This window comes from Leclercia sp. 29361 (assembly GCF_011290365.1).
Lineage (GTDB): Bacteria > Pseudomonadota > Gammaproteobacteria > Enterobacterales > Enterobacteriaceae > Enterobacter > Enterobacter tamurae.
Genome location: NZ_CP049786.1, coordinates 2,426,735 through 2,445,027, shown reverse-complemented (window position 1 = coordinate 2,445,027; position 18,293 = coordinate 2,426,735). Strand labels below are relative to the sequence as shown.

Genomic DNA, 18,293 nt, shown 5'->3' with positions numbered 1-18,293 from the left:
GAATGCCTGCCGGGTAGTTTAATTACTCAAAGCGGTAAGAGATTGATAACCCAACGCCATAATTACGTCCTGGCGCCGGTTCGTAATAACGTCCATTGGATTCATTAACGATCACCGACCCGATATATTCTTTATCGAACAGGTTATCCACGCGACCAAAAACATCCATCCCCCAGTTACCCAGATTCATCTTATAGCCGGTGTTCAGACCCACGACGGTATAAGAGGGCGCTTTGGCGTTATTCTCGTCATCGGCCTCGATGTCACTCATGTAACGCACATCCGATCCCGCATACCAGCCCTCTTCAGGCTGCCAGCCAAACGAGGCATAGCCCATGTTGCGCGCAATGCCTGGCATCCGGTTGCCGTTACAGTCTGCGTCGCCGCAGACGTTGCTGCGGTAGGTAGCATCCAGGTAGGTCCACGCCATTTTCAGCTTCCAGTTCTCGGCAAACTGCTGGTCAAGGCCGAGCTCCACGCCCTGACGACGGGTTTTCCCGGCGTTTTTGTAGCTGGTGCGTCCGCCTGCGCTGGCGTCCACCACGATCTCATCGTCAGTATCGGTACGGAACAGTGCCGCGGTGAACAGGCCGTTGCCGATCCGCGTTTTGCTCCCCACTTCATACGTGTTGTTGGTGGACGGCTTGAGGCCGAAGTTCAGGCCGCTCTGATTATCGGTGCGGTAGGAGAGTTCGTTGATGGTCGGGGTCTCAAAACCACGGCCTGCGGCGGCATACAGGTTCCATGCGTCGGTCACGCGGTACTTCAGCGCACCTGCCGGGAGCCATTTGTGATAGCTGGCTTCGCCGCTGTCATCGCCGTTGGCACCCTGCACATAGTGGTCGTTCGAGTCGAACCATACGGAGCTGTAGCGCACGCCTGCGTCGAGGGAGAGCTTATCCGTCAGCTGCCAGTTGGTTTGCAGGTAGGGATCGACGTTCCACATCAGGTTGCGCTCGTCGCGGCGTTTCGCCCCTTTCACGCCGTAGTCCGGAGTCCCGTTGTTCATCACGTAGTTTTCATAGCCGCGACGATCTTCACTCAGGTTTTCGTAGTTCAGGCCGGTGGTGAAGGTCATCGGTACCAGCAGCTCCCCGCGGTGGGTCCAGCGGGTGTCGATCCCCTGGTAGTGGCGCTGCATGTCGATCACGCCGCCCGCGTGGGTAGGACGCAGCTGGGGCTGGTACGGAATCGACTGGTACTGAGTCATCTCGCGTTCGCCCGCATAGGCCATCACGCTGAGGTCGTCCTGCGCGCTCAGCTGGCGCTCATAGCGCAGGCCAGCCTGGGTCTGCTTGATGGTCTTACGGGTGTTGTACTGATCCCCGCGCGGGGACTGGCGCGGGTTATCCCGCCACTCCTGATAGTCCAGGCCGCCGGGATCGTTGGCTTTCATATCCACGCTGTTGAAAATCAGGGTCAGCTTGCTGGCGTCGTCGATACGCACGCCCAGTTTGGCGTTGGCGAGGTTTTTACGCGCGCCGCTGTGATCGCGATAACCGTGGGTGGTGAAGCGGGTGGTGGAGACGGTGTAATCCACATCCCCTGGCTGAGTGCCGTCGCCCATCGCGCCGGTGGCCTTCATGCCGTAGCGCCAGCTGCCGTAGCTGCCGTAATAGCTGCTGGCCTCCACGGTATTAGGCTGGCGTCCGGTTTCGGTGGTCATGTTTATCACGCCGCCCGAAGCGTTGCCGTACAGGGCGGAGAACGGCCCGCGCAGGACCTCGACGCTCTCGATGCTGTTAAGATCGATATTGGACGTTTGCCCCTGGCCGTCCGGCATGGTGGCCGGGATCCCGTCGACATAGAGGCGAATACCGCGCACCCCGAAGGTGGAACGCGCACCGAAACCACGGGTCGATAACTGCAGATCCTGGGCGTAGTTCTGTCGGTTCTGGATTTGCAGTCCCGGCACGCTGCCAAGCGTTTCAGAGAGATTAATACGCGGGGTGGCGTGGCGCATATCGTCGCCGTTGACCACGCTGACCGCAGCAGGGGTATCCAGCTCAGAGAGCGTTTGTGGCGACGCGCTGACGATCATGGTCTGCTCTTCTGCCGCCAGGGTGGTGACAGGAGACAAAATAACAGGAACCAACAGCAGGGGAAGCGTTGCCTTACGGGCAGAAAAGATTTTCATTAATAAAAGCCGCTTAAGGAAATGACGAACCAAATGGAACATGTGCTTACATGGTAAATCTTTTGTAAATGTTTTGAAAACCATAACAGCACATAGCGTTAAGCAAAGTGTAGGTTAAATCGGCGGATCGTCCTGACGCGATCAAGAATTACTCCACATTGCGATAAATAATGATTACTATTCTCATCCATAATCAGGCGAAGCGATGACTTTGCCAGCCGGAAGCGATGTCAGCGATACCATTTACGTTAAAAGGGAGTTGTTATGAATTTACGTCACCTGTGCTCGCCGCGTCTGCGTGGCTCACTGCTGTTAGGTACTCTGCTGGTCGCCGGGACCTTTAATGTTCACGCTGCAGAAGAGATGCTGCGTAAAGCGGTTGGTAAAGGCGCGTATGAGATGGCCGTCAGCCAGCAGGAGAACGCGCTGTGGGTCGCTACCACGCAGAGCCGCAAAACCGATAAGGGTGGGGTGGTTTACCGTCTCGATCCGCTGACGCTGGAAGTGACCCAGGCGATTCATAGCGATCTGAAACCTTTTGGCGCGACCATCAACAACGCTACCCAGACGCTGTGGTTTGGTAACACCACTAACAGCGCGGTGACCGCAATTGATGCCAAAACCGGTGACGTGAAGGGCCGTCTGGTACTTGACGATCGTAAGCGCAGCGAAACCGTTAAACCGCTGCAGCCGCGTGAGCTGGTGGCCGATGACACCACTAATACCGTCTATATCACCGGCATCGGTAAAGAGAGCGTGGTTTGGGTAGTGGATGGCGAAACGCTGAAGCTGAAAGAGACCATTACCGGCACCGGTAAGTTCAGCACCGGTCTGGCGCTGGACGCGCAGGCGAAACGTCTGTACACCACCAACGGTGACGGCGAGCTGCTGACCATCGACACCGCGACCCACAAAATCATCGAGCGCAAGAAACTGCAGGACGACGGGAAAGAGCACTTCTACCTGAACCTGAGCCTCGACGTGAAAGGCCAGCGCGCGTTTATTACCGACTCTAAGCAGCCGGAAGTGCTGGTTGTCTCCCTGAAAGATGGCAGCGTCATCAGTAAAGTGGCCGCGCCGGAATCACTGGCTGTGCTGTTTAACCCGGCACGCAATGAAGCCTACGTGACCCACCGCGAAGCGGGCAAGGTGAGCGTGATTGACGCGAAAACCTATAAAGTGACGAAGACTCTCGACACCCCGACCTTCCCGAACAGCCTGGCGCTCTCCGCCGACGGTAAAACCCTGTTCGTGACCGTGAAGCAGAAGTCTTCCCGCCAGCAGGAAGCCACCCAGCCGGATGATGTGATCCGTATCGCGCTGTAAGGTGAGTGCCGTGCCGGGTGGCGGCTTCGCCTTACCCGGCCTACAACACCACGTAAACCCCAGGCCCGTGCAAGCGCAGCGCCGCCGGGCAAATGTGTTATTCCGGACGCTGGCACAGGCCGCTCGCCAGCTGCGTAAATACCGTAATAATGTCCGGCAGCGCTTTCTGTGGGTCCTGGCTGGCCGCTATCCACAAGGCAGCGCTCATGGCGGCGCTGTTTAACATATAGGCCGCGGCAGCTGCGTCCACGGGGTTTATCACGCCGCGTTCGAGCATTCTGATGATGCTCTGACGGGTCGACTCCAGGCAGCTCAGCTGACCCGGCCACTGGGCGGGATCGCCCAGAAACGCCGGGCCATCGAGCAGAACGATGCGTTGCACCTCCGGATCCAGCGCCATTTTGATATAGGCGACCCCTTCGGCTAACAATCTTTCCCAGTCATCAACCACTCCAGAGGCCTCAGCCTTAGCCCGTTGCGCCATTTCTCCATCAATCTGGTCGACAACTGCCGCGAGAAGTCCCTTTTTATCGCCAAAATTGTGGTACAGCGCCCCACGGGTCAGGCCGACGCTGGCCGTGAGTTCATCCATTGATGCCGCGACAAAGCCCTTTTCGGCAAAGGCTTTACGCGCTGCCGCGATCAGTTTTTCGCGGTTCTCTTCCATCGTTTCGCTGCGGCGTTTGGCCATCACAGGTTCTCCATCTTCATTTGACATACGCGGCGTATGTGTGATTAATTTGACATACGCCGCGTATATTAAATCATCCCTACGCGTTTTTCACCCTTAATACAGTACAGGAGACGCTATGATCCAGCGCGAACCGGTTTTCCCTGCCAACCGACATGCTCTCTATGAGGAGCACGGTTATTCTGCCGCGATCCGTTCCGGCGATTTGCTGTTTGTCTCCGGTCAGGTGGGCAGCCGCGCCGATGGCACGCCGGAGCCGGATTTTGCAGCTCAGGTGCAGCTTGCCTTTGATAACCTGAAAGCGACCCTTGCCGCGGCGGGGTGTACGTTCGATGATCTGATTGATGTCACGACCTTCCACACCGATCCGCAAAATCAGTTTGCAACGATCATGGAGGTCAAACAGGCTATTTTCCCCCAGCCGCCTTATCCGAACTGGACCGCCGTTGGCGTGACCTGGCTGGCAGGATTTGATTTCGAAATTAAGGTGATCGCCCGCATTCCGCAGTAACCGTAGGCCCGGGCAAGCGTAGCGCCGCCGGGCAAAAAGGTAGGTGCGGTCTGATGCCCTCACCCCGACCCTCTCCCACAGGGAGAGGGAGCACAGATAAAAAAACGGTCACCTGAGTGACCGTTTTGCTTTTACCTTGAGGTCTCTTCCACCAGCGGACCATCGCGCTTTTCATCGTCCGGATGAACCGGCGCGGTGCTGTGGATCTCATGCACGCGCTTACGCACGCCAAACCAGCCAGCCACCAGCAGGACTGCCAGCAGAGGGATCGTGGCGATGGTGTAAGTGCCGTTCGGGTAGTCGAACGCCATCAGCACCAGCACGCTGAACAAGAACAGGAGGGTCAGCCAGGAGGTGACCGGTGCGCCCGGCATTTTGAAGCTCACGTCAGCCGCGGTACCTTCTTTAATCGCTTTGCGCAGACGCATCTGGCACACCACGATAAAGGCCCAGGAGGCGATAATGCCCAGCGCCGCCACGTTAAGCACGATCTCAAACACCTGCGACGGCACCAGATAGTTCAGGAACACGCCGAAGACATACACCACCAGGGTCGCCAGAATGCCCGCGTACGGCACCTGCTGCTTGCTCATCTTCGACATAAACTTCGGCGCAGAACCGCCCATCGACATGGAGCGCAGGATACGGCCAGTAGAGTAGAGGCCGGAGTTCAGGCTGGAGAGCGCCGCGGTCAAAACCACAATGTTCATGATGCTGCCCACGTACGGCACGCCCAGCTTCGAGAAGAAGGTCACGAACGGACTCTGACCCGCCTGATAGGCGTTCCACGGCAGGAGCAGAACCAGCAGCACCACGGAGCCAACATAGAACAGGCCGATACGCCAGATCACGCTGTTGATCGCTTTTGGCACCATGTTCTCGGGATCTTTACATTCCCCCGCCGCCGTACCCACCAGCTCGATGGAGGCAAAGGCGAACACCACGCCCTGAACCAGCACCAGCGCAGGCAGCAGGCCGTGCGGGAAGAAACCGCCGTTATCGGTGATCAGGTGGAAGCCGGTCATGTTGCCGTCCAGCGGTTTACCGGTGCCAAGGAACACCGTACCCACCACCAGGAAGATGACAATCGCCAGCACCTTAACCAGCGCAAACCAGAACTCCATCTCGGCGAACCACTTCACGCCGATCATGTTCATGGTGCCGACAATCGCCAGTGCGCCAAGGGCAAACACCCACTGCGGCACATCGCCAAACGCGCCCCAGTAGTGCATGTACAGGGCCACCGCCGTGATATCCACGATCCCGGTCATCGCCCAGTTAACGAAGTACATCCAGCCCGCAACATAGGCGGCTTTTTCACCGAGGAACTCACGAGCGTAGGAGACGAAGCTGCCGCTGGACGGACGGTGTAATACCAGTTCGCCTAGGGCACGGAGAATGAAGAAGGAAAAGATCCCGCACACCAGATAGACCAGGGCGAGGGCCGGGCCAGCCATCTGCAGACGGGCGCCTGCACCTAAAAACAGCCCCGTACCGATAGCGCCGCCGATGGCGATCATCTGCACCTGACGGTTGCCCATCGCCTTGTGATAGCCCTCTTCGTGGGCGTTCAGCCAGCGACGTTTCGCGGCCTGATGATCGGCTGCGCTTTTATTGCTTGTTTTCATTGAGTTACCTGTTTACCTGTCAAAATCACTTTCATGATGTCCGTACCCGGCAGTCGCAATACAAACGATTGCTCTTGCACGGAAATGTGCTGCCTTTCCAGTCATTCTGCGTATGGATAAGGCAAAACATGGCGAAGCATCCTACCTGCAATTAATAATCGACGCAAAAAATAACGGGGCGAAAGTGATGTGTGTCGACGTAAATATCAGGCGCTGGAGATTGGCTGGAAAAAGTTACTGACGACCCGTATCCGCAGCCGTAAACCATCTCTTTTTAATCAGGTGCAGAAGCGACACGTCCGTGGGGTGAACCACCGCATGCAGCGCCCGGGTATAGTCCAGCACCAGCCCGGGTGTCCAGGCCATATTAGTGGCGCGCTTGCGCAGTTGCGCGGCGATCCACAGCTCCGGAATAAACAGCAGTCGCACAAAACCGCCCCGGGAGCAGCGCTCTTTTAAGGCCCCGTCGAGGGCCGCTTCGAGGGCATACGCCACGCTGCTGGAACAGTTGCGCCGGGTCAGATTGTAGGTTTCGGTTTGTCGGTACTGGGTCCAGAAATGGGTTAACGATGCCACATTGAAGGTGGAGAAGTGGATTTTGCGGTCAGACTCGCACCACATATTGGCTTCAAAGCGGTAATCCGGTTGATACTTGCCCGCCACCGTATTCGCTTCTACCGCTTTCAGAAGGTTGAAAAACTCCGAAGGCGAACGGTCGATCTCCGCCGCCGGATAGAGACTGATATAGAGGGCAGGAGGAACCTCAAGCGCCGCATGGCCGGTTGAGATCACCCCGTTGGCGTCGACAGCGGCGATATAGCGGTTGATCACCGGGCGCGGCAGGGTTTGCTGTTTAGCCGAACCTTCCGGGGTCCAGACGTGGACGATCAGCTGATGGCCCGGGGTGTTCGCTACCGCCTGGGGCAGCGTCTCACGCCGGGCGGTCATCAGCGTCTGCGGGGCGAGAATATCGAACACCGAGCGACCCTGGCGGATCTGGCGCATCCGCAGGGAGAGGATCACCGATTGCAGCCCGCCGGTGAGCATCACCATGCCGATAAACTGTGAGACGGTGCCGTCATGTTCGGTCGGAAAGGGCAGGAACAGGAAAATGGCAAACAGGATCTGTAACACCCCGGACAGCAGGGCCCGACGCCAGTGGGTAAAGCGCACCACCACCGCAGAGGCGATGGTAAACAGGCCGGTGATGAAGTATGCAATCCCGAAGACGATTGCCAGCACCAGGGTGCCATCGTGGCGACCTGACAGGATCAGAATGGCGATTAGCAGGAACACGCCGCCCTTGAAGTAAAAAATGCCGCGCTGAGTCCCTTTGGCCGCCGAGCCCAGTGTCAGCGACACCAGGCTGTCGAGCAGCAGAAACAGGCCAAAGACGTGTAGCGGGAAATGCAATCCGCCCTGCAGGCCATCAATAAAAATGGCTAGCCCCAGCCCGCCCCAGAGCATGCCTGCCACCATAAAGAAGGGGGCCGCTTTGCGGACAAACGCCGCCCCGGCGAGTAAAAAGGCGATCTGCAGCATGGTTATCCCTCCTCCTGCGGTGCGGGCTGAAACAGGCTTCCCTGGTCCTCAGACCAGAATGCGACAATCACCGGGCGATCCTTATCGCTCATCATCAGCATATTTCGCTCTGTTAAGATGATGGGCGGGTGGCCTGCAATCGCCAGCGTAAAACGAAACGTCTCTGCAACGGGCTGGTTGTTCGCCACCGCCTGCCAGCGGGCGGCCATCCGGGCCTGCTGTTGCGGATCGGGCACAAGGGCCAGCAGCGCTTCCCGGTGGGTGACCGGGGCTAACGCGGCGGCGAGAGTTGGGTCCGCATGGGGATCCCAGCTCATCCGGCCCGTTTCGGGATCGAGGGAGTAGGCCATCGCCCGGGAATGACGATCGGCCGTGCCGTGCATTTTCTGAGCGCGGATAAACACCAGCAGCAGGGCGGCGGCAGAAAGATAAGATTGCGCCAGTAGGACCGACTCTTCCGGCGTCAGACGGGCAAAATAAAAGGGGCCGGTTTCCCGCCAGGAGGCATAGATCACCCCGGCGCTAAACAGGATAAACGCCAGCGACGCCAGCCGATTCCCGCAGATAACGGTGGCGGCAGTCAGCAGAACCAACGGCAGGCAGGCCAGGGCGTAAATCACGGCGACATTGTCGCTGGGATCGGGCACGTCGCTGAAGATATACAGGGTCGCCAGCAAGACGGCGAAAACTAAACAGACACCCGCCAGCGACTCACGCCGCGCCTCTTTATCAGCCGGGGCCAGCAGACCCATCAGCGGCGGAGTAACAAACAGCGTGCCGGTGACGTTGGCGCTCCAGGCGATCCACAGCCACTGCATCTGCACGCTCCCGGCCAGCAGGGAGAGCCAACCGACCCCCGCCAGCGCCGCCAGGGCGCTGATGACAATCGTCGAGATCACCCAGGTAACGATTTTGTGCAACTGGTCGTAGCCCCGGGAAAAGTAGCGCACGCACCAGGCAATCCCCATCTGGCTGGTAAGCGAAAACAGGGCCACCACCAGCGAGACGTGAAACGTATGATGAAAGGTCAGCCCCAGCGCCAGGCGAGCGAGGAACAGGGTAAACCACAGCGCGAGCCACTGCTTTCGCGTAGCGATCAAAAAGGCGGCGACAGCCACGCCCGAGGGCAGCCAGATAAAAGCCACCCGACTCTCCGGGCCGTCGAGGAATAAGGAGATCCAGCCCAGCAGATAGTAGAGCGCCCCCCAGGCGAGTAACGAGACCGCAAACGTCAGTTTATCTGCTTTCATCCAGGCTCCCGGCAGCGACCGTCGCTTTAAAAAAGATATGACCTTTTCGCCGGGTTAGCCATTTTGCCGCGGCGTCAGCCGTTAAACACCGCAATCGCCTGCTGCAGGCGGGTGGTGCGCTGGGTAAGATGGTTGGCCGCCTGGGTGACGTGCTCCACCATCCCGGTGTTGTTATGGGTCATCACTCCGATACGGGAAATGGACTCATTAATCAGGGTCAGCGCCTGGGTCTGCTCCTGAGTGGCGTGGCCGATCTCTTTAATCAACGCCGACATGTTCAGCACGTTGCCGATCATGGTGGTTAGCTGGGTTTCAGTTTGCTCGACCATATTGACCCCGGCATTGACGCTGGCGACGTTCTTCTCGATAAGCGATGCGATCTCCTTCGCCGCCGACGCTGAGTGCTGGGCCAGATTACGCACTTCGGCGGCCACCACCGCAAAACCGCGGCCTGCTTCCCCGGCGCGGGCGGCTTCCACCGCGGCATTCAGCGCCAGGATATTGGTCTGGAAAGCGATACGGTCGATCACCGCGATGATATCGACTATCTGGCCGTTATCCCGCGACACCGACTGCATCACGCCGATGGTCTGCTTCATCACCGCTTCGCCGCTGTAAGCGCTGGCGCTGGTCTGGTCGGCCATGCGGATTGCGTCCTCCGCCGTCTGGGCCGTCTGTTGAACCGCGCTGGCAATCTCTTCCACCGCCGCGGCGGTCTGCTGCAGATCTCCCGAGGTCTCCTCCGAGCGGGCCTGCAGAGCGTCGCCTTCTTTAGCGACCTGCTGACTGATGGCGCGGATGCCGCTGATTTGCGTCCCGACATCATCCACCAGTGAATTCAGGTTTAATCCGGACTGATTGACCAGCCGCATCATCAGGCCAATCTCATCGACGCGATCGAAGTGGTAATAGTCGGTCTTGCGGCCCGAGACGACGCGCTGCATCTGTTTAACAATGGTTTTCACCGGGCGGCAGATCTGGGCATTAAGAAATATCGCCAGCAAAATAAACAGCACCGCCAGACTACCGGACTGCATTATTTCATCAGGAAGTAATAAAGGAAGGGCGAGGGCAACCAGGGCGGTAATACCAAGGGAGTAATTAACCCGTTTTGCAGTGCTGAGTCGTTTGAAAATAGAGAGAAAGGAGAATATACCCCGACGCACCAGCACACCTTTATAAAAGCGATGGCTTTTTAATTCGTTATTTCGTACCCGCTGATAAAGCGCTTCACTGGCATCGACCTCACGACGCTCAGGAATATTCCGCACCGAAATATAACCGGTCAAAGTGTCATTCTGGTAGACCGGTGTAACGTTGGCCCGCACCCAGTAGTGATCCCCGTTGTGGCGGCGGTTCTTTACCAGCCCGGTCCAGCTCTCGCCCTGCTGGAGGGTAAACCACATATCGCCAAACGCCTCCGGAGGCATATCCGGATGGCGGATCACATTATGCGGTTCACCAATAAGATGTTCTTCTTTATAACCACTGGCATCAATAAAGGCCGAGTTCGCATACGTAATATGACTCAGGGTATCGGTGGTCGACATTAAGGTCGACCCTTCGTTAAGCAAATACTCGTTTTGTGTAACGTGATTGTTACGCCTCATGAATAACTCCATGGTGATGTCTGTGTAAAAGAGTAGCCGCCCGATAAAAGAGTCAGGCAAGATTGTATATTTATTCTGTAATATTACGGCTGGCGTATTCTCCACAAAAAGTAATGAATTAGAAAGCGCCGCAATTAACTATTTTTTCGTATTAATGAGTATCCAGGTCATAAAAATGCAATCAGCGGGATGCAGAAAGTAAAGCAGGCGGGAAATAAACCGCCTTAAGGTAAATATTAAGAAAATAATGAATCCGTGGCCTAAACCATACCGCCGAAATCGTGTTTCATTAACAATGATAAAACATTATCATTGTTAGCCCGTTTTCCCCAACTCATCAGGAAATGTGATGAAAATCAATCTGGTTGGTACCAGCGGCAGCGGCAAGAGCACGCTTGCCCGCCGGATCGCCGCCGAACTGGCGCTACCCTGTATCGAAATGGATACCCTGTACTGGCGTCCCGACTGGCAGGGCACCCCGGACGACGTCATGTTCGCCAGGCTGGAGGCGGCGCTCAGCGCCACGCCTGGCTGGGTGCTGGACGGCAACTACAACCGCACCCGTCCGATAAAATGGCGCCACGTCGATCTGGTGGTGTGGGTTGATTACGGTCTGGCCCGCACCCTGCGTCAGGCGGTGACGCGGGCGGTAAAACGCGCCTGGACTCAGCAGGAGCTGTGGCCCGGCACCGGCAACCGGGAGAGCTTTCGCCGCACCTTTTTTAGCCGCGAGTCGATATTACTGTGGACGATCAAGACCTGGCGCAGCAACCGCGCACGCTATGAAGCCGACATGCAGAATCCGGCTTTTGCCCACATCCGCTTCGTGCGCATCACCTCCCGGCAACAGGCCGATGCCCTGATCGCTGAGCTTCGTGCAACGCTGTAATCTGACGCCTTATATCTGAAATCCGGCAAACCAAATGTAAATTAATTGTTTCTCAGCGGTGAAATCGCCCCTTAATAATGGCGACATGTTTAGTCAAACGAGATTGCAACATGTCCTGGCGAATCAGCATTCTGGATAAAAGTCCTGTCGCAGAAAACGAAACGGCCGCCGATGCGCTGGCGCGCACGCTGAGCCTGGCGCAGCAGGCCGAAACCCTGGGTTATCACCGCTTCTGGATTGCCGAACACCACAACACCCCACAGCTGGCGAGCCCGTCACCCGAGCTGCTGATTGCCTGGATCCTCGGGCAGACGAAACGCATTCGCGTCGGCTCCGGTGGGGTAATGCTGCAACACTACAGCCCCTACAAAGTGGCAGAAAACTTCAACCTGCTGGCGGCTATCGCCCCTGGTCGTGTGGATCTGGGCGTCGGCAAAGCGCCGGGCGGCCTGCCGCTCTCGACCCGGGCATTACAGCTCGGCCTCAGCCAGCAGGAGAAGGGCGACTTCGCCACCCAGCTGGCGCAGCTGAATGGCTGGATCAACCCAACATCACAGGAGGAGGCGGTTCGTGCCACCCCGTTACCGCAGGTGGCGGCGGCTGGCTTCCTGCTGGGGGCCAGCGCGGAGAGCGCGCGTCTTGCCGCCAGCCTCGACTGGGACTTTGTCTTTGCCGCCCATCTGAATGGCGACCCGGAACTGCTGCGTGAGGCGATCGTCACCTGGCGCGCCCATAGCGCCCGGGAGGTGATTGTCGCGGTGCAGGCCATTGTTGCCCCAACCCAGGCCCAGGCTGATGAGTTGGCGAAATCAGTGGAAGTGTGGGGCGTTGAGCTGGCCAACGGCCAGCGGGTCACCGTGGCCAGCGAAGAGCAGGCTTACGCCTTTGCCCGTCAGGCAGGCAGCGAGCCGCTGCGTATCGCCCGTCGCGCCCAGTCGCTGCTGGCAGGTACCGCCGAGTCGGTGCTCGCACAGCTGGAGGCGCTGCATCAGCAGTGGGGCATCGACGAGTTCATCATTGATACGCCGGTCGCGGAGGGCACCGCCCGGGTGCAGTCCCTGCGCCTGCTGGCCCAGGCCCGACAGCCGCGGGAGGTGGCAGTATGAGCCTCGAACAACAGCTGATCGCCTGGCGCCGCGAGCTGCACCAGAACCCGGAGCTCTCCGGGGAGGAAGTCCAGACCACCGCCCGACTGCGTCAGTGGTTAGGCGACGCCGGTATTAAGGTTCTGCCTTACGATCTGGCCACCGGCGTGGTCGCCGAGGTGGGGAAGGGTGATAAACAGATCGCCCTGCGAGCCGATATCGACGCCCTGCCGATTGAGGAGCGCAGCGGCGTAGCCTTTACCTCTCAGCGCCCCGGCGTGATGCACGCCTGCGGCCACGACATCCACACCAGCGTGATCCTCGGCGCGGCCCTGAAGCTGAAAGAACGGGAAGCCTCGCTGAACGGCCGGGTGCGGATCCTGTTCCAGCCCGCAGAGGAGAATTTCGGCGGCGCCAAAAGCCTGGTGCGCGCCGGGGCCCTGCGCGACGTCAGCGCCATCTTCGGCATGCATAACGAACCCGGTCTGCCGGTGGGCAGTTTCGCCACCCGTGGCGGACCGTTCTACGCTAACGTCGACCGCTTCGTGTTCCGCATCACCGGCAAAGGGGCGCACGCCGCTCGTCCGCATGAAGGCAACGACGCCATCCTGCTCGCCAGCCAGCTGGTCACTGCCCTGCAAAGCGTCGCCAGCCGCAACGTCAATACCCTCGATTCGGTGGTGCTGAGCGTGACCCGCATTACCGGGGGCAACACCTGGAACGTGCTGCCGGAGAGCGTCGAGCTGGAAGGCACCCTCAGAACCCATCGCACCGAAGTGCAGCAGAACGTGAAGGCCCGGGTGGCCGAAATCGCTGCTGGCTTTGCTGCCGCCTTTAACGCGCAGATCGACATCACCTGGTATGCCGGGCCTACCGCGCTGGTTAACGACGCCAACTGGGCCGAGTTTGCCACCTCGGTGGCTAGCGAAAGCGGCTATGAAACCCGGCATGCAGAACTGCATATGGGCGGGGAGGATTTCGCCGTCTACCTGCAGCAGATCCCCGGGGCTTTCGTCAGCATCGGCAGCGCCAGCCAGTATGGCTTACATCATCCGGCCTTTAACCCGGACGAAGCCTTAATCGAACCCGCCGCGCGTTACTTCGCCCGACTTGCGGAAAAAGCACTGAATCAACTTTAAGGGTAAGGAGGGAATATGTCCGCACCACGACAGCTGCGCCTGGGCACGATTTTGCACGGCGCCTCGGGGAATATGTCCGCCTGGCGTCATCCGGCAGCCCCGGCCGATGCCAGCATCAATTTTAACTTTGTCAAAGAGACGGCCCTGAAGGCTGAAGCGGGCAAGCTCGACTTTATCTTTGTTGCCGATGGTCTCTACATCAACGAGAAGTCGATCCCGCATTTTCTCAACCGTTTTGAGCCCCTGACCGTGCTGTCGGCGCTGGCGACCGTCACATCACGGTTGGGGCTGGTGGGGACGTTGTCCACCTCCTACAGCGAGCCGTTCACCGTGGCGCGCCAGTTCGCCAGCCTCGATCATCTGAGCAACGGCCGGGCGGGCTGGAACGTGGTGACCTCGCCGCTGGAAGGGTCAGCGAAGAATTTCTCCCGCGACAAGCACCCGGAGCACGCCCTGCGTTACCGCATCGCCGATGAGTATCTCGACGTGGTGAAAGGGCTGTGGGACTCCTGGGAGGGCGACGCCTTTGTGCGTAACAAAGAGACCGGGCAGTTCTTCGACCCTAAAAAGCTGCACACCCTCGATCACCACGGGGATTTCTTCAAGGTGGCCGGGCCGCTGAACATTGGCCGCACGCCGCAGGGCAGGCCAATCGTCTTCCAGGCCGGGGCCTCGGACGATGGCAAAAAGCTGGCGGCGAAACATGCTGACGCCATCTTTACCCACCATGAAACCTACGAGGAAGCCCAGGCCTTCTGGCATGACGTCAAAAGCCAGCTGAAACAGCATGGTCGAAGCGAGGACGAGCTGCACATCTTCCAGGGGGTGAGCGTGATCGTCGGAAAAGACGCCGACGACGTGGAGGCGCAGTACCAGACCACTGCCGCGCTGGTCTCCATCAACGATGCCCTGAACTATCTCGGTCGCTATTTTGAGCACCACGATTTCAGCCAGTATCCGCTGGATGAAGCCTTCCCGGACATTGGCGACCTGGGAAAAAACAGCTTTCGCAGCACCACCGATGAGATCAAGCGTAACGCCCGGGAACGCAACTTAACCCTGCGTCAGGTGGCACTGGAAGCCGCCTCACCGCGCCCGCGTTTTTCCGGTACCCCGGAACAGGTGGCCGACGGCTTACAGCAGTGGTTTGAAGGCTATGCCGCGGACGGTTTTATCATCCAGGGCGGCACCCCGGATACCTTCCCGCGCTTTGTGGATCAAGTGGTGCCGCTGTTGCAGGCCCGCGGCCTGTTCCGCACCGAATATCCCGGCACCACCCTGCGTGAGAGCCTGGGGTTAGACCAACCAGCAAATCAGTTCACACAACAATAAGAGAACCTGCCATGCAAAAATCATCGCTTATTCTGGCGCTCGCGCTGGCCTTTACCCCTGCCGTCTGGGCAGAGAACGTCAATATTAACGGCACCGGGGTCAGCCTCGAAGCCAACAAAACGCCGATCAATACCGCGAAAAACCCGCAGGCCATCGCCCAGCTTCCCGCGAGCTTTAAGCCGGTGGTACCGGGGAAATTCACCGTGGCGATTTCTGCGCAGAGCCAGCCGCCGCTGACGGTGTTTGCCGATGACAACAAAACCCTGATCGGCAGCGAGGCCGATATCGCCCGTCTGGTGGCCGACAGCCTCGGGCTGGAGCTGAACGTGGTGCCCACCTCCTGGGAAGACTGGCCGCTGGGCGTCGCCTCCGGGAAATACGATGCGGCGATCAGCAACATCACCGTCACCAAAGAGCGCAAACAGAAGTTCGATTTCGCCACCTACCGGAAAGATTCCCTGGGCTTCTACGTGAAATCCACCAGCCCGATTAAGAAACTTGAGAAGGCGGAAGATATCGCCGGTCTGCGGATTATTGTCGGCTCCGGCACCAACCAGGAGGCGATCCTGCTGGCGTGGGATGCAGAAAACCAGAAGAAGGGGCTGAAGCCGTTCACCCCGATCTACACCAAGGATGATGCTGCCCAGACGCTGGCGCTGCAGTCCGGTCGTGCGGACGCCTACTTCGGCCCGAACGTGATTGGCGCGTGGAAAGCGGCTCTCACCGGCAAAACCAAACTGGTGGGCAGCGTTGACGGTGGCTGGCCGAAAGCGGCGCACATCGCCGTGACCCTGAAGAAAGGCAGTGGTCTGGCCGAACCGGTGCAGACCGCCCTCAATGGGGCGATCAAGAATGGCGACTACGACAAGGTGCTGAACCGCTGGGGTGAAGGCGTGGAGCGCATCCCGAGCTCAGAAGTGAATCCGGCTGGCCTTGGCGACTAAGGAGAACCTATGAGCGACCTTTTTCGTGACGTTTCGCCGGAGGATGCCGAACTTCAGCCCATCATCGAGGGGCTGTTCGGGGAATACGCCGCGCGCTACGGGGACTACTTCTCCAAAGATGCTGAGATCGAACTGACCGAGTGGTATCTGGCGCCGCAGGGGCTGTTTATTGTGCTGGAGCGCGACGGGAAAATCATCGCCACCGGGGCGTACAAACCCTTCGATGATCACACCGCCGAGATCAAACGGATCTGGACCGACAAATCCCTGCGCCAGCAGGGGCTTGCCGCCCGGGTGGTGCAGGAGCTTGAACGCCGGGCGGTGCTGGCCGGTTACAGCCAGATCTACCTCACCACCGGTTTCCGTCAGCCGGAAGCGGTGCGGCTCTACCTGAGCCAGGGCTACGCGGCGCAGTTCGATCTCGACCGCGACCCGGAAGAGTACAGCCAGCCGCCGTTCGACGGGCGGCTGCGCTTCACCAAAACGCTGGTACGCGAAGCGTTCAGTAAATCGGCATGAGGAACGACCATGAACAACGTTGAAACCATCAAAGTGGTCCCGGCGCGCTACCCGCTGCGCACGGTGGGGGCGATTGTGGCGCTGTTTGTACTGGCGGTTGTCGTGCAGTCGGTGGCTTTTAACCCCCGCTGGGAGTGGAGCGTGTTCGCGCGCTGGTTCTTCGACCCGGTGATCCTTGAAGGGGTGGGGCAGACGTTACTCCTGACCCTGATCGGCACCGCGCTCAGCGTGGTGATCGGCGGCCTGTTAGCCCTGGCCCGGCTGTCGTCCTCGTGGCTGCTGAGTAGCCTCGCCTGGGGCTATATCTGGCTATTCCGCTCCCTGCCGCTGATTGTGGTCCTGATCATCCTCTACAACTTCTCCTATCTGTACGACACGCTCTCCCTCGGCGTGCCGTTCACCGGTATCACCTGGGGCAGCTTTGAGACCATCAACGTGCTGGGGCAGTTCTCCACCGCGGTGGTCGGGCTGACGCTGGTGCAGAGCGCCTATACTGCAGAAATTATCCGCGGCGGTTTCCTCGGGGTCGATCACGGCCAGTATGAAGCCGCTGCCGCGCTGGGTTTACCGGCCTCGCGCCGTACCCTGCGCATCATCCTGCCTCAGGCGCTGCGCACCATTCTGCCGGCCGGGTTCAACGAAATTATCAGCCTCGCCAAGGGCACGGCGATGGTTTACGTCCTCGCGATGCCGGAGCTGTTCTACACCATCCAGATGATCTACAACCGCACCCAGGAGGTGATCCCGCTCCTGATGGTGGGTGCCGTCTGGTATCTGGTGATCACCACTGTGCTCTCCGCAATCCAGCATCTGGTGGAACGTGCCCTGGCCCGCAGCGAGCGCCGCTCGGCGGTGAACACCACCCGCGCCACCCGCACCCGTTCCGTGACCACCCAAACCACACAGGAGCCTGTCCATGCAAGCCTCTCCTGAAGGACATATTTCCATTACCGGCGTGAGCAAGTTCTTTGGTCGCCACAAGGCGCTGGATAACGTCTCGCTGGAGATCCCGCCGGGCTCGGTGACGGTGATCCTCGGCCCGTCCGGCTCCGGTAAATCGACCCTGCTGCGCACCATTAATCACCTCGAACGCGTTGACGAAGGTTTTATTCAGATTGACGGGGATTACATCGGCTATCGCCGGGAGGGCAACACTCTGTATGAGCTGAAGGAGAAAGCGATCCTCAAACAGCGCATCAACGTCGGGTACGTATTCCAGAACTTCAACCTGTTCCCACACCTGACGGTGCTGGAGAACCTGATCGAAGCGCCCATCGCCCACAAGCAGCTGAGCCGTAAAGCGGCGGTTGAACGGGCCTACGATCTGCTGGACGTGGTAGGGCTGCGCGATAAGGCCGACGCCTGGTCCCGGCATCTCTCCGGCGGACAACAGCAGCGCATCGCCATCGCCCGCGCTCTGGCCCTGCGCCCACGGGTGATGCTGTTTGATGAACCGACGTCGGCGCTGGATCCCGAGCTGGTGGGCGAGGTGCTGGACGTGATCAAAAAGCTGGCCCGCTCTGGCACTACCCTGGTGGTGGTGACCCATGAGATCGGCTTTGCCCGGGAAGTGGCGGACCAGGTGGTGTTTATGGTTGATGGCAAAATCGTCGAACAGGGGAGCAGCGACGAGGTGCTGAACCGTCCGTCACATGCGCGAACGCGGCAGTTCCTGTCGAAAGTGCTGTAA

The 18,293-nt window shown here is 59.1% G+C and carries 14 protein-coding genes and 1 pseudogene; 9 read left to right on the top strand and 6 right to left on the bottom strand.

Annotated features, from left to right (window positions below):
- Positions 1-22 precede the first annotated feature (22 nt).
- Entirely contained in the window at positions 23-2,137 is a 2,115-nt protein-coding gene (gene pqqU, locus G7090_RS11645; RefSeq protein WP_166182515.1) for a TonB-dependent receptor PqqU, read from the bottom strand.
- Positions 2,138-2,401: 264 nt separating this feature from the next.
- Between pqqU and G7090_RS11640 the strand changes: the two genes are divergently transcribed.
- Complete coding sequence (locus G7090_RS11640; protein WP_166182514.1) at positions 2,402-3,463, top strand: YncE family protein; 1,062 nt, start codon at positions 2,402-2,404, stop codon at positions 3,461-3,463.
- Positions 3,464-3,560: 97 nt separating this feature from the next.
- On the opposite strand, the gene G7090_RS11635 is transcribed toward G7090_RS11640, so the two are convergent.
- Positions 3,561-4,154 carry a TetR/AcrR family transcriptional regulator gene (locus tag G7090_RS11635; protein WP_371811837.1) on the bottom strand — a complete coding sequence of 198 codons (594 nt, stop codon included), beginning with the start codon at positions 4,152-4,154 and terminating at the stop codon, positions 3,561-3,563.
- Positions 4,155-4,272: 118 nt separating this feature from the next.
- Here G7090_RS11635 and G7090_RS11630 point away from each other — a divergent pair, with 118 nt between their 5' ends.
- Positions 4,273-4,665, top strand: a complete 393-nt coding sequence (locus tag G7090_RS11630; RefSeq protein WP_106992948.1) for a RidA family protein — start codon at positions 4,273-4,275, stop codon at positions 4,663-4,665.
- A gap of 131 nt (positions 4,666-4,796) precedes the next feature.
- Here G7090_RS11630 and ansP read toward each other — a convergent pair whose 3' ends face one another.
- The 4 genes from ansP to G7090_RS11610 all read right to left on the bottom strand — a co-directional run bounded on the left by ansP (position 4,797) and on the right by G7090_RS11610 (position 10,695).
- On the bottom strand, positions 4,797-6,293 hold the full coding sequence (ansP, locus tag G7090_RS11625; protein WP_106992947.1) for an L-asparagine permease: 1,497 nt from the start codon (positions 6,291-6,293) through the stop codon (positions 4,797-4,799).
- A 234-nt stretch (positions 6,294-6,527) separates the two neighbouring features.
- Positions 6,528-7,835, bottom strand: coding sequence for an HdeD family acid-resistance protein (locus tag G7090_RS11620; protein ID WP_166182512.1), 1,308 nt, complete (start codon positions 7,833-7,835; stop codon positions 6,528-6,530).
- A 2-nt stretch (positions 7,836-7,837) separates the two neighbouring features.
- The gene (locus G7090_RS11615) at positions 7,838-9,085 is read right to left on the bottom strand and encodes an MASE1 domain-containing protein (protein ID WP_166182511.1); all 1,248 of its coding nucleotides are present in this window, start codon (positions 9,083-9,085) and stop codon (positions 7,838-7,840) included.
- Between the two features lie 74 nt (positions 9,086-9,159).
- Positions 9,160-10,695 (bottom strand): methyl-accepting chemotaxis protein, encoded by a 1,536-nt coding sequence (locus tag G7090_RS11610; RefSeq protein ID WP_166182510.1) that lies wholly within the window; start codon positions 10,693-10,695, stop codon positions 9,160-9,162.
- Between the two features lie 349 nt (positions 10,696-11,044).
- On the opposite strand from G7090_RS11610, the gene G7090_RS11605 reads away from it, so the two are divergent.
- The 7 genes and pseudogenes from G7090_RS11605 (at position 11,045) to G7090_RS11570 (ending at position 18,293) form a co-directional block, all read left to right on the top strand.
- Positions 11,045-11,584, top strand: a complete 540-nt coding sequence (locus G7090_RS11605; RefSeq protein WP_166182509.1) for an adenylate kinase — start codon at positions 11,045-11,047, stop codon at positions 11,582-11,584.
- Between the two features lie 110 nt (positions 11,585-11,694).
- Entirely contained in the window at positions 11,695-12,690 is a 996-nt protein-coding gene (locus tag G7090_RS11600) for an LLM class flavin-dependent oxidoreductase (protein ID WP_166182508.1), read from the top strand.
- Positions 12,687-13,808 carry an amidohydrolase gene (locus tag G7090_RS11595; RefSeq protein WP_106992939.1) on the top strand — a complete coding sequence of 374 codons (1,122 nt, stop codon included), beginning with the start codon at positions 12,687-12,689 and terminating at the stop codon, positions 13,806-13,808. The genes G7090_RS11600 and G7090_RS11595 overlap by 4 nt, the downstream gene beginning before the upstream one ends.
- A 15-nt stretch (positions 13,809-13,823) precedes the next feature.
- Positions 13,824-16,084: pseudogene (locus tag G7090_RS23765) on the top strand (NtaA/DmoA family FMN-dependent monooxygenase).
- 9 nt (positions 16,085-16,093) lie between these two features.
- Positions 16,094-16,603: a GNAT family N-acetyltransferase gene (locus G7090_RS11580; RefSeq protein ID WP_166182505.1), complete on the top strand. Its 510-nt coding sequence runs from the start codon at positions 16,094-16,096 to the stop codon at positions 16,601-16,603.
- 9 nt (positions 16,604-16,612) lie between these two features.
- The gene (locus G7090_RS11575) at positions 16,613-17,536 is read left to right on the top strand and encodes an amino acid ABC transporter permease (protein WP_106992935.1); all 924 of its coding nucleotides are present in this window, start codon (positions 16,613-16,615) and stop codon (positions 17,534-17,536) included.
- Positions 17,520-18,293: an amino acid ABC transporter ATP-binding protein gene (locus G7090_RS11570; RefSeq protein ID WP_166182504.1), complete on the top strand. Its 774-nt coding sequence runs from the start codon at positions 17,520-17,522 to the stop codon at positions 18,291-18,293. Before G7090_RS11575 ends, G7090_RS11570 begins: the two co-directional genes overlap by 17 nt.

What these genes read in the sequence shown, in the direction of transcription:
- G7090_RS11605 (WP_166182509.1), top strand. Translation starts at nt 11,045, where the DNA reads ATGAAAATCAATCTGGTTGGTACCAGCGGCAGCGGCAAGAGCACGCTT.
- G7090_RS11600 (WP_166182508.1), top strand. Translation starts at nt 11,695, where the DNA reads ATGTCCTGGCGAATCAGCATTCTGGATAAAAGTCCTGTCGCAGAAAAC.
- G7090_RS11640 (WP_166182514.1), top strand. Translation starts at nt 2,402, where the DNA reads ATGAATTTACGTCACCTGTGCTCGCCGCGTCTGCGTGGCTCACTGCTG.
- G7090_RS11570 (WP_166182504.1), top strand. Translation starts at nt 17,520, where the DNA reads ATGCAAGCCTCTCCTGAAGGACATATTTCCATTACCGGCGTGAGCAAG.
- G7090_RS11615 (WP_166182511.1), bottom strand. Translation starts at nt 9,085, where the DNA reads ATGAAAGCAGATAAACTGACGTTTGCGGTCTCGTTACTCGCCTGGGGG.
- G7090_RS11575 (WP_106992935.1), top strand. Translation starts at nt 16,613, where the DNA reads ATGAACAACGTTGAAACCATCAAAGTGGTCCCGGCGCGCTACCCGCTG.
- G7090_RS11580 (WP_166182505.1), top strand. Translation starts at nt 16,094, where the DNA reads ATGAGCGACCTTTTTCGTGACGTTTCGCCGGAGGATGCCGAACTTCAG.
- pqqU (WP_166182515.1), bottom strand. Translation starts at nt 2,137, where the DNA reads ATGAAAATCTTTTCTGCCCGTAAGGCAACGCTTCCCCTGCTGTTGGTT.
- G7090_RS11620 (WP_166182512.1), bottom strand. Translation starts at nt 7,835, where the DNA reads ATGCTGCAGATCGCCTTTTTACTCGCCGGGGCGGCGTTTGTCCGCAAA.
- G7090_RS11595 (WP_106992939.1), top strand. Translation starts at nt 12,687, where the DNA reads ATGAGCCTCGAACAACAGCTGATCGCCTGGCGCCGCGAGCTGCACCAG.
- G7090_RS11635 (WP_371811837.1), bottom strand. Translation starts at nt 4,154, where the DNA reads ATGGCCAAACGCCGCAGCGAAACGATGGAAGAGAACCGCGAAAAACTG.
- ansP (WP_106992947.1), bottom strand. Translation starts at nt 6,293, where the DNA reads ATGAAAACAAGCAATAAAAGCGCAGCCGATCATCAGGCCGCGAAACGT.
- G7090_RS11630 (WP_106992948.1), top strand. Translation starts at nt 4,273, where the DNA reads ATGATCCAGCGCGAACCGGTTTTCCCTGCCAACCGACATGCTCTCTAT.
- G7090_RS11610 (WP_166182510.1), bottom strand. Translation starts at nt 10,695, where the DNA reads ATGAGGCGTAACAATCACGTTACACAAAACGAGTATTTGCTTAACGAA.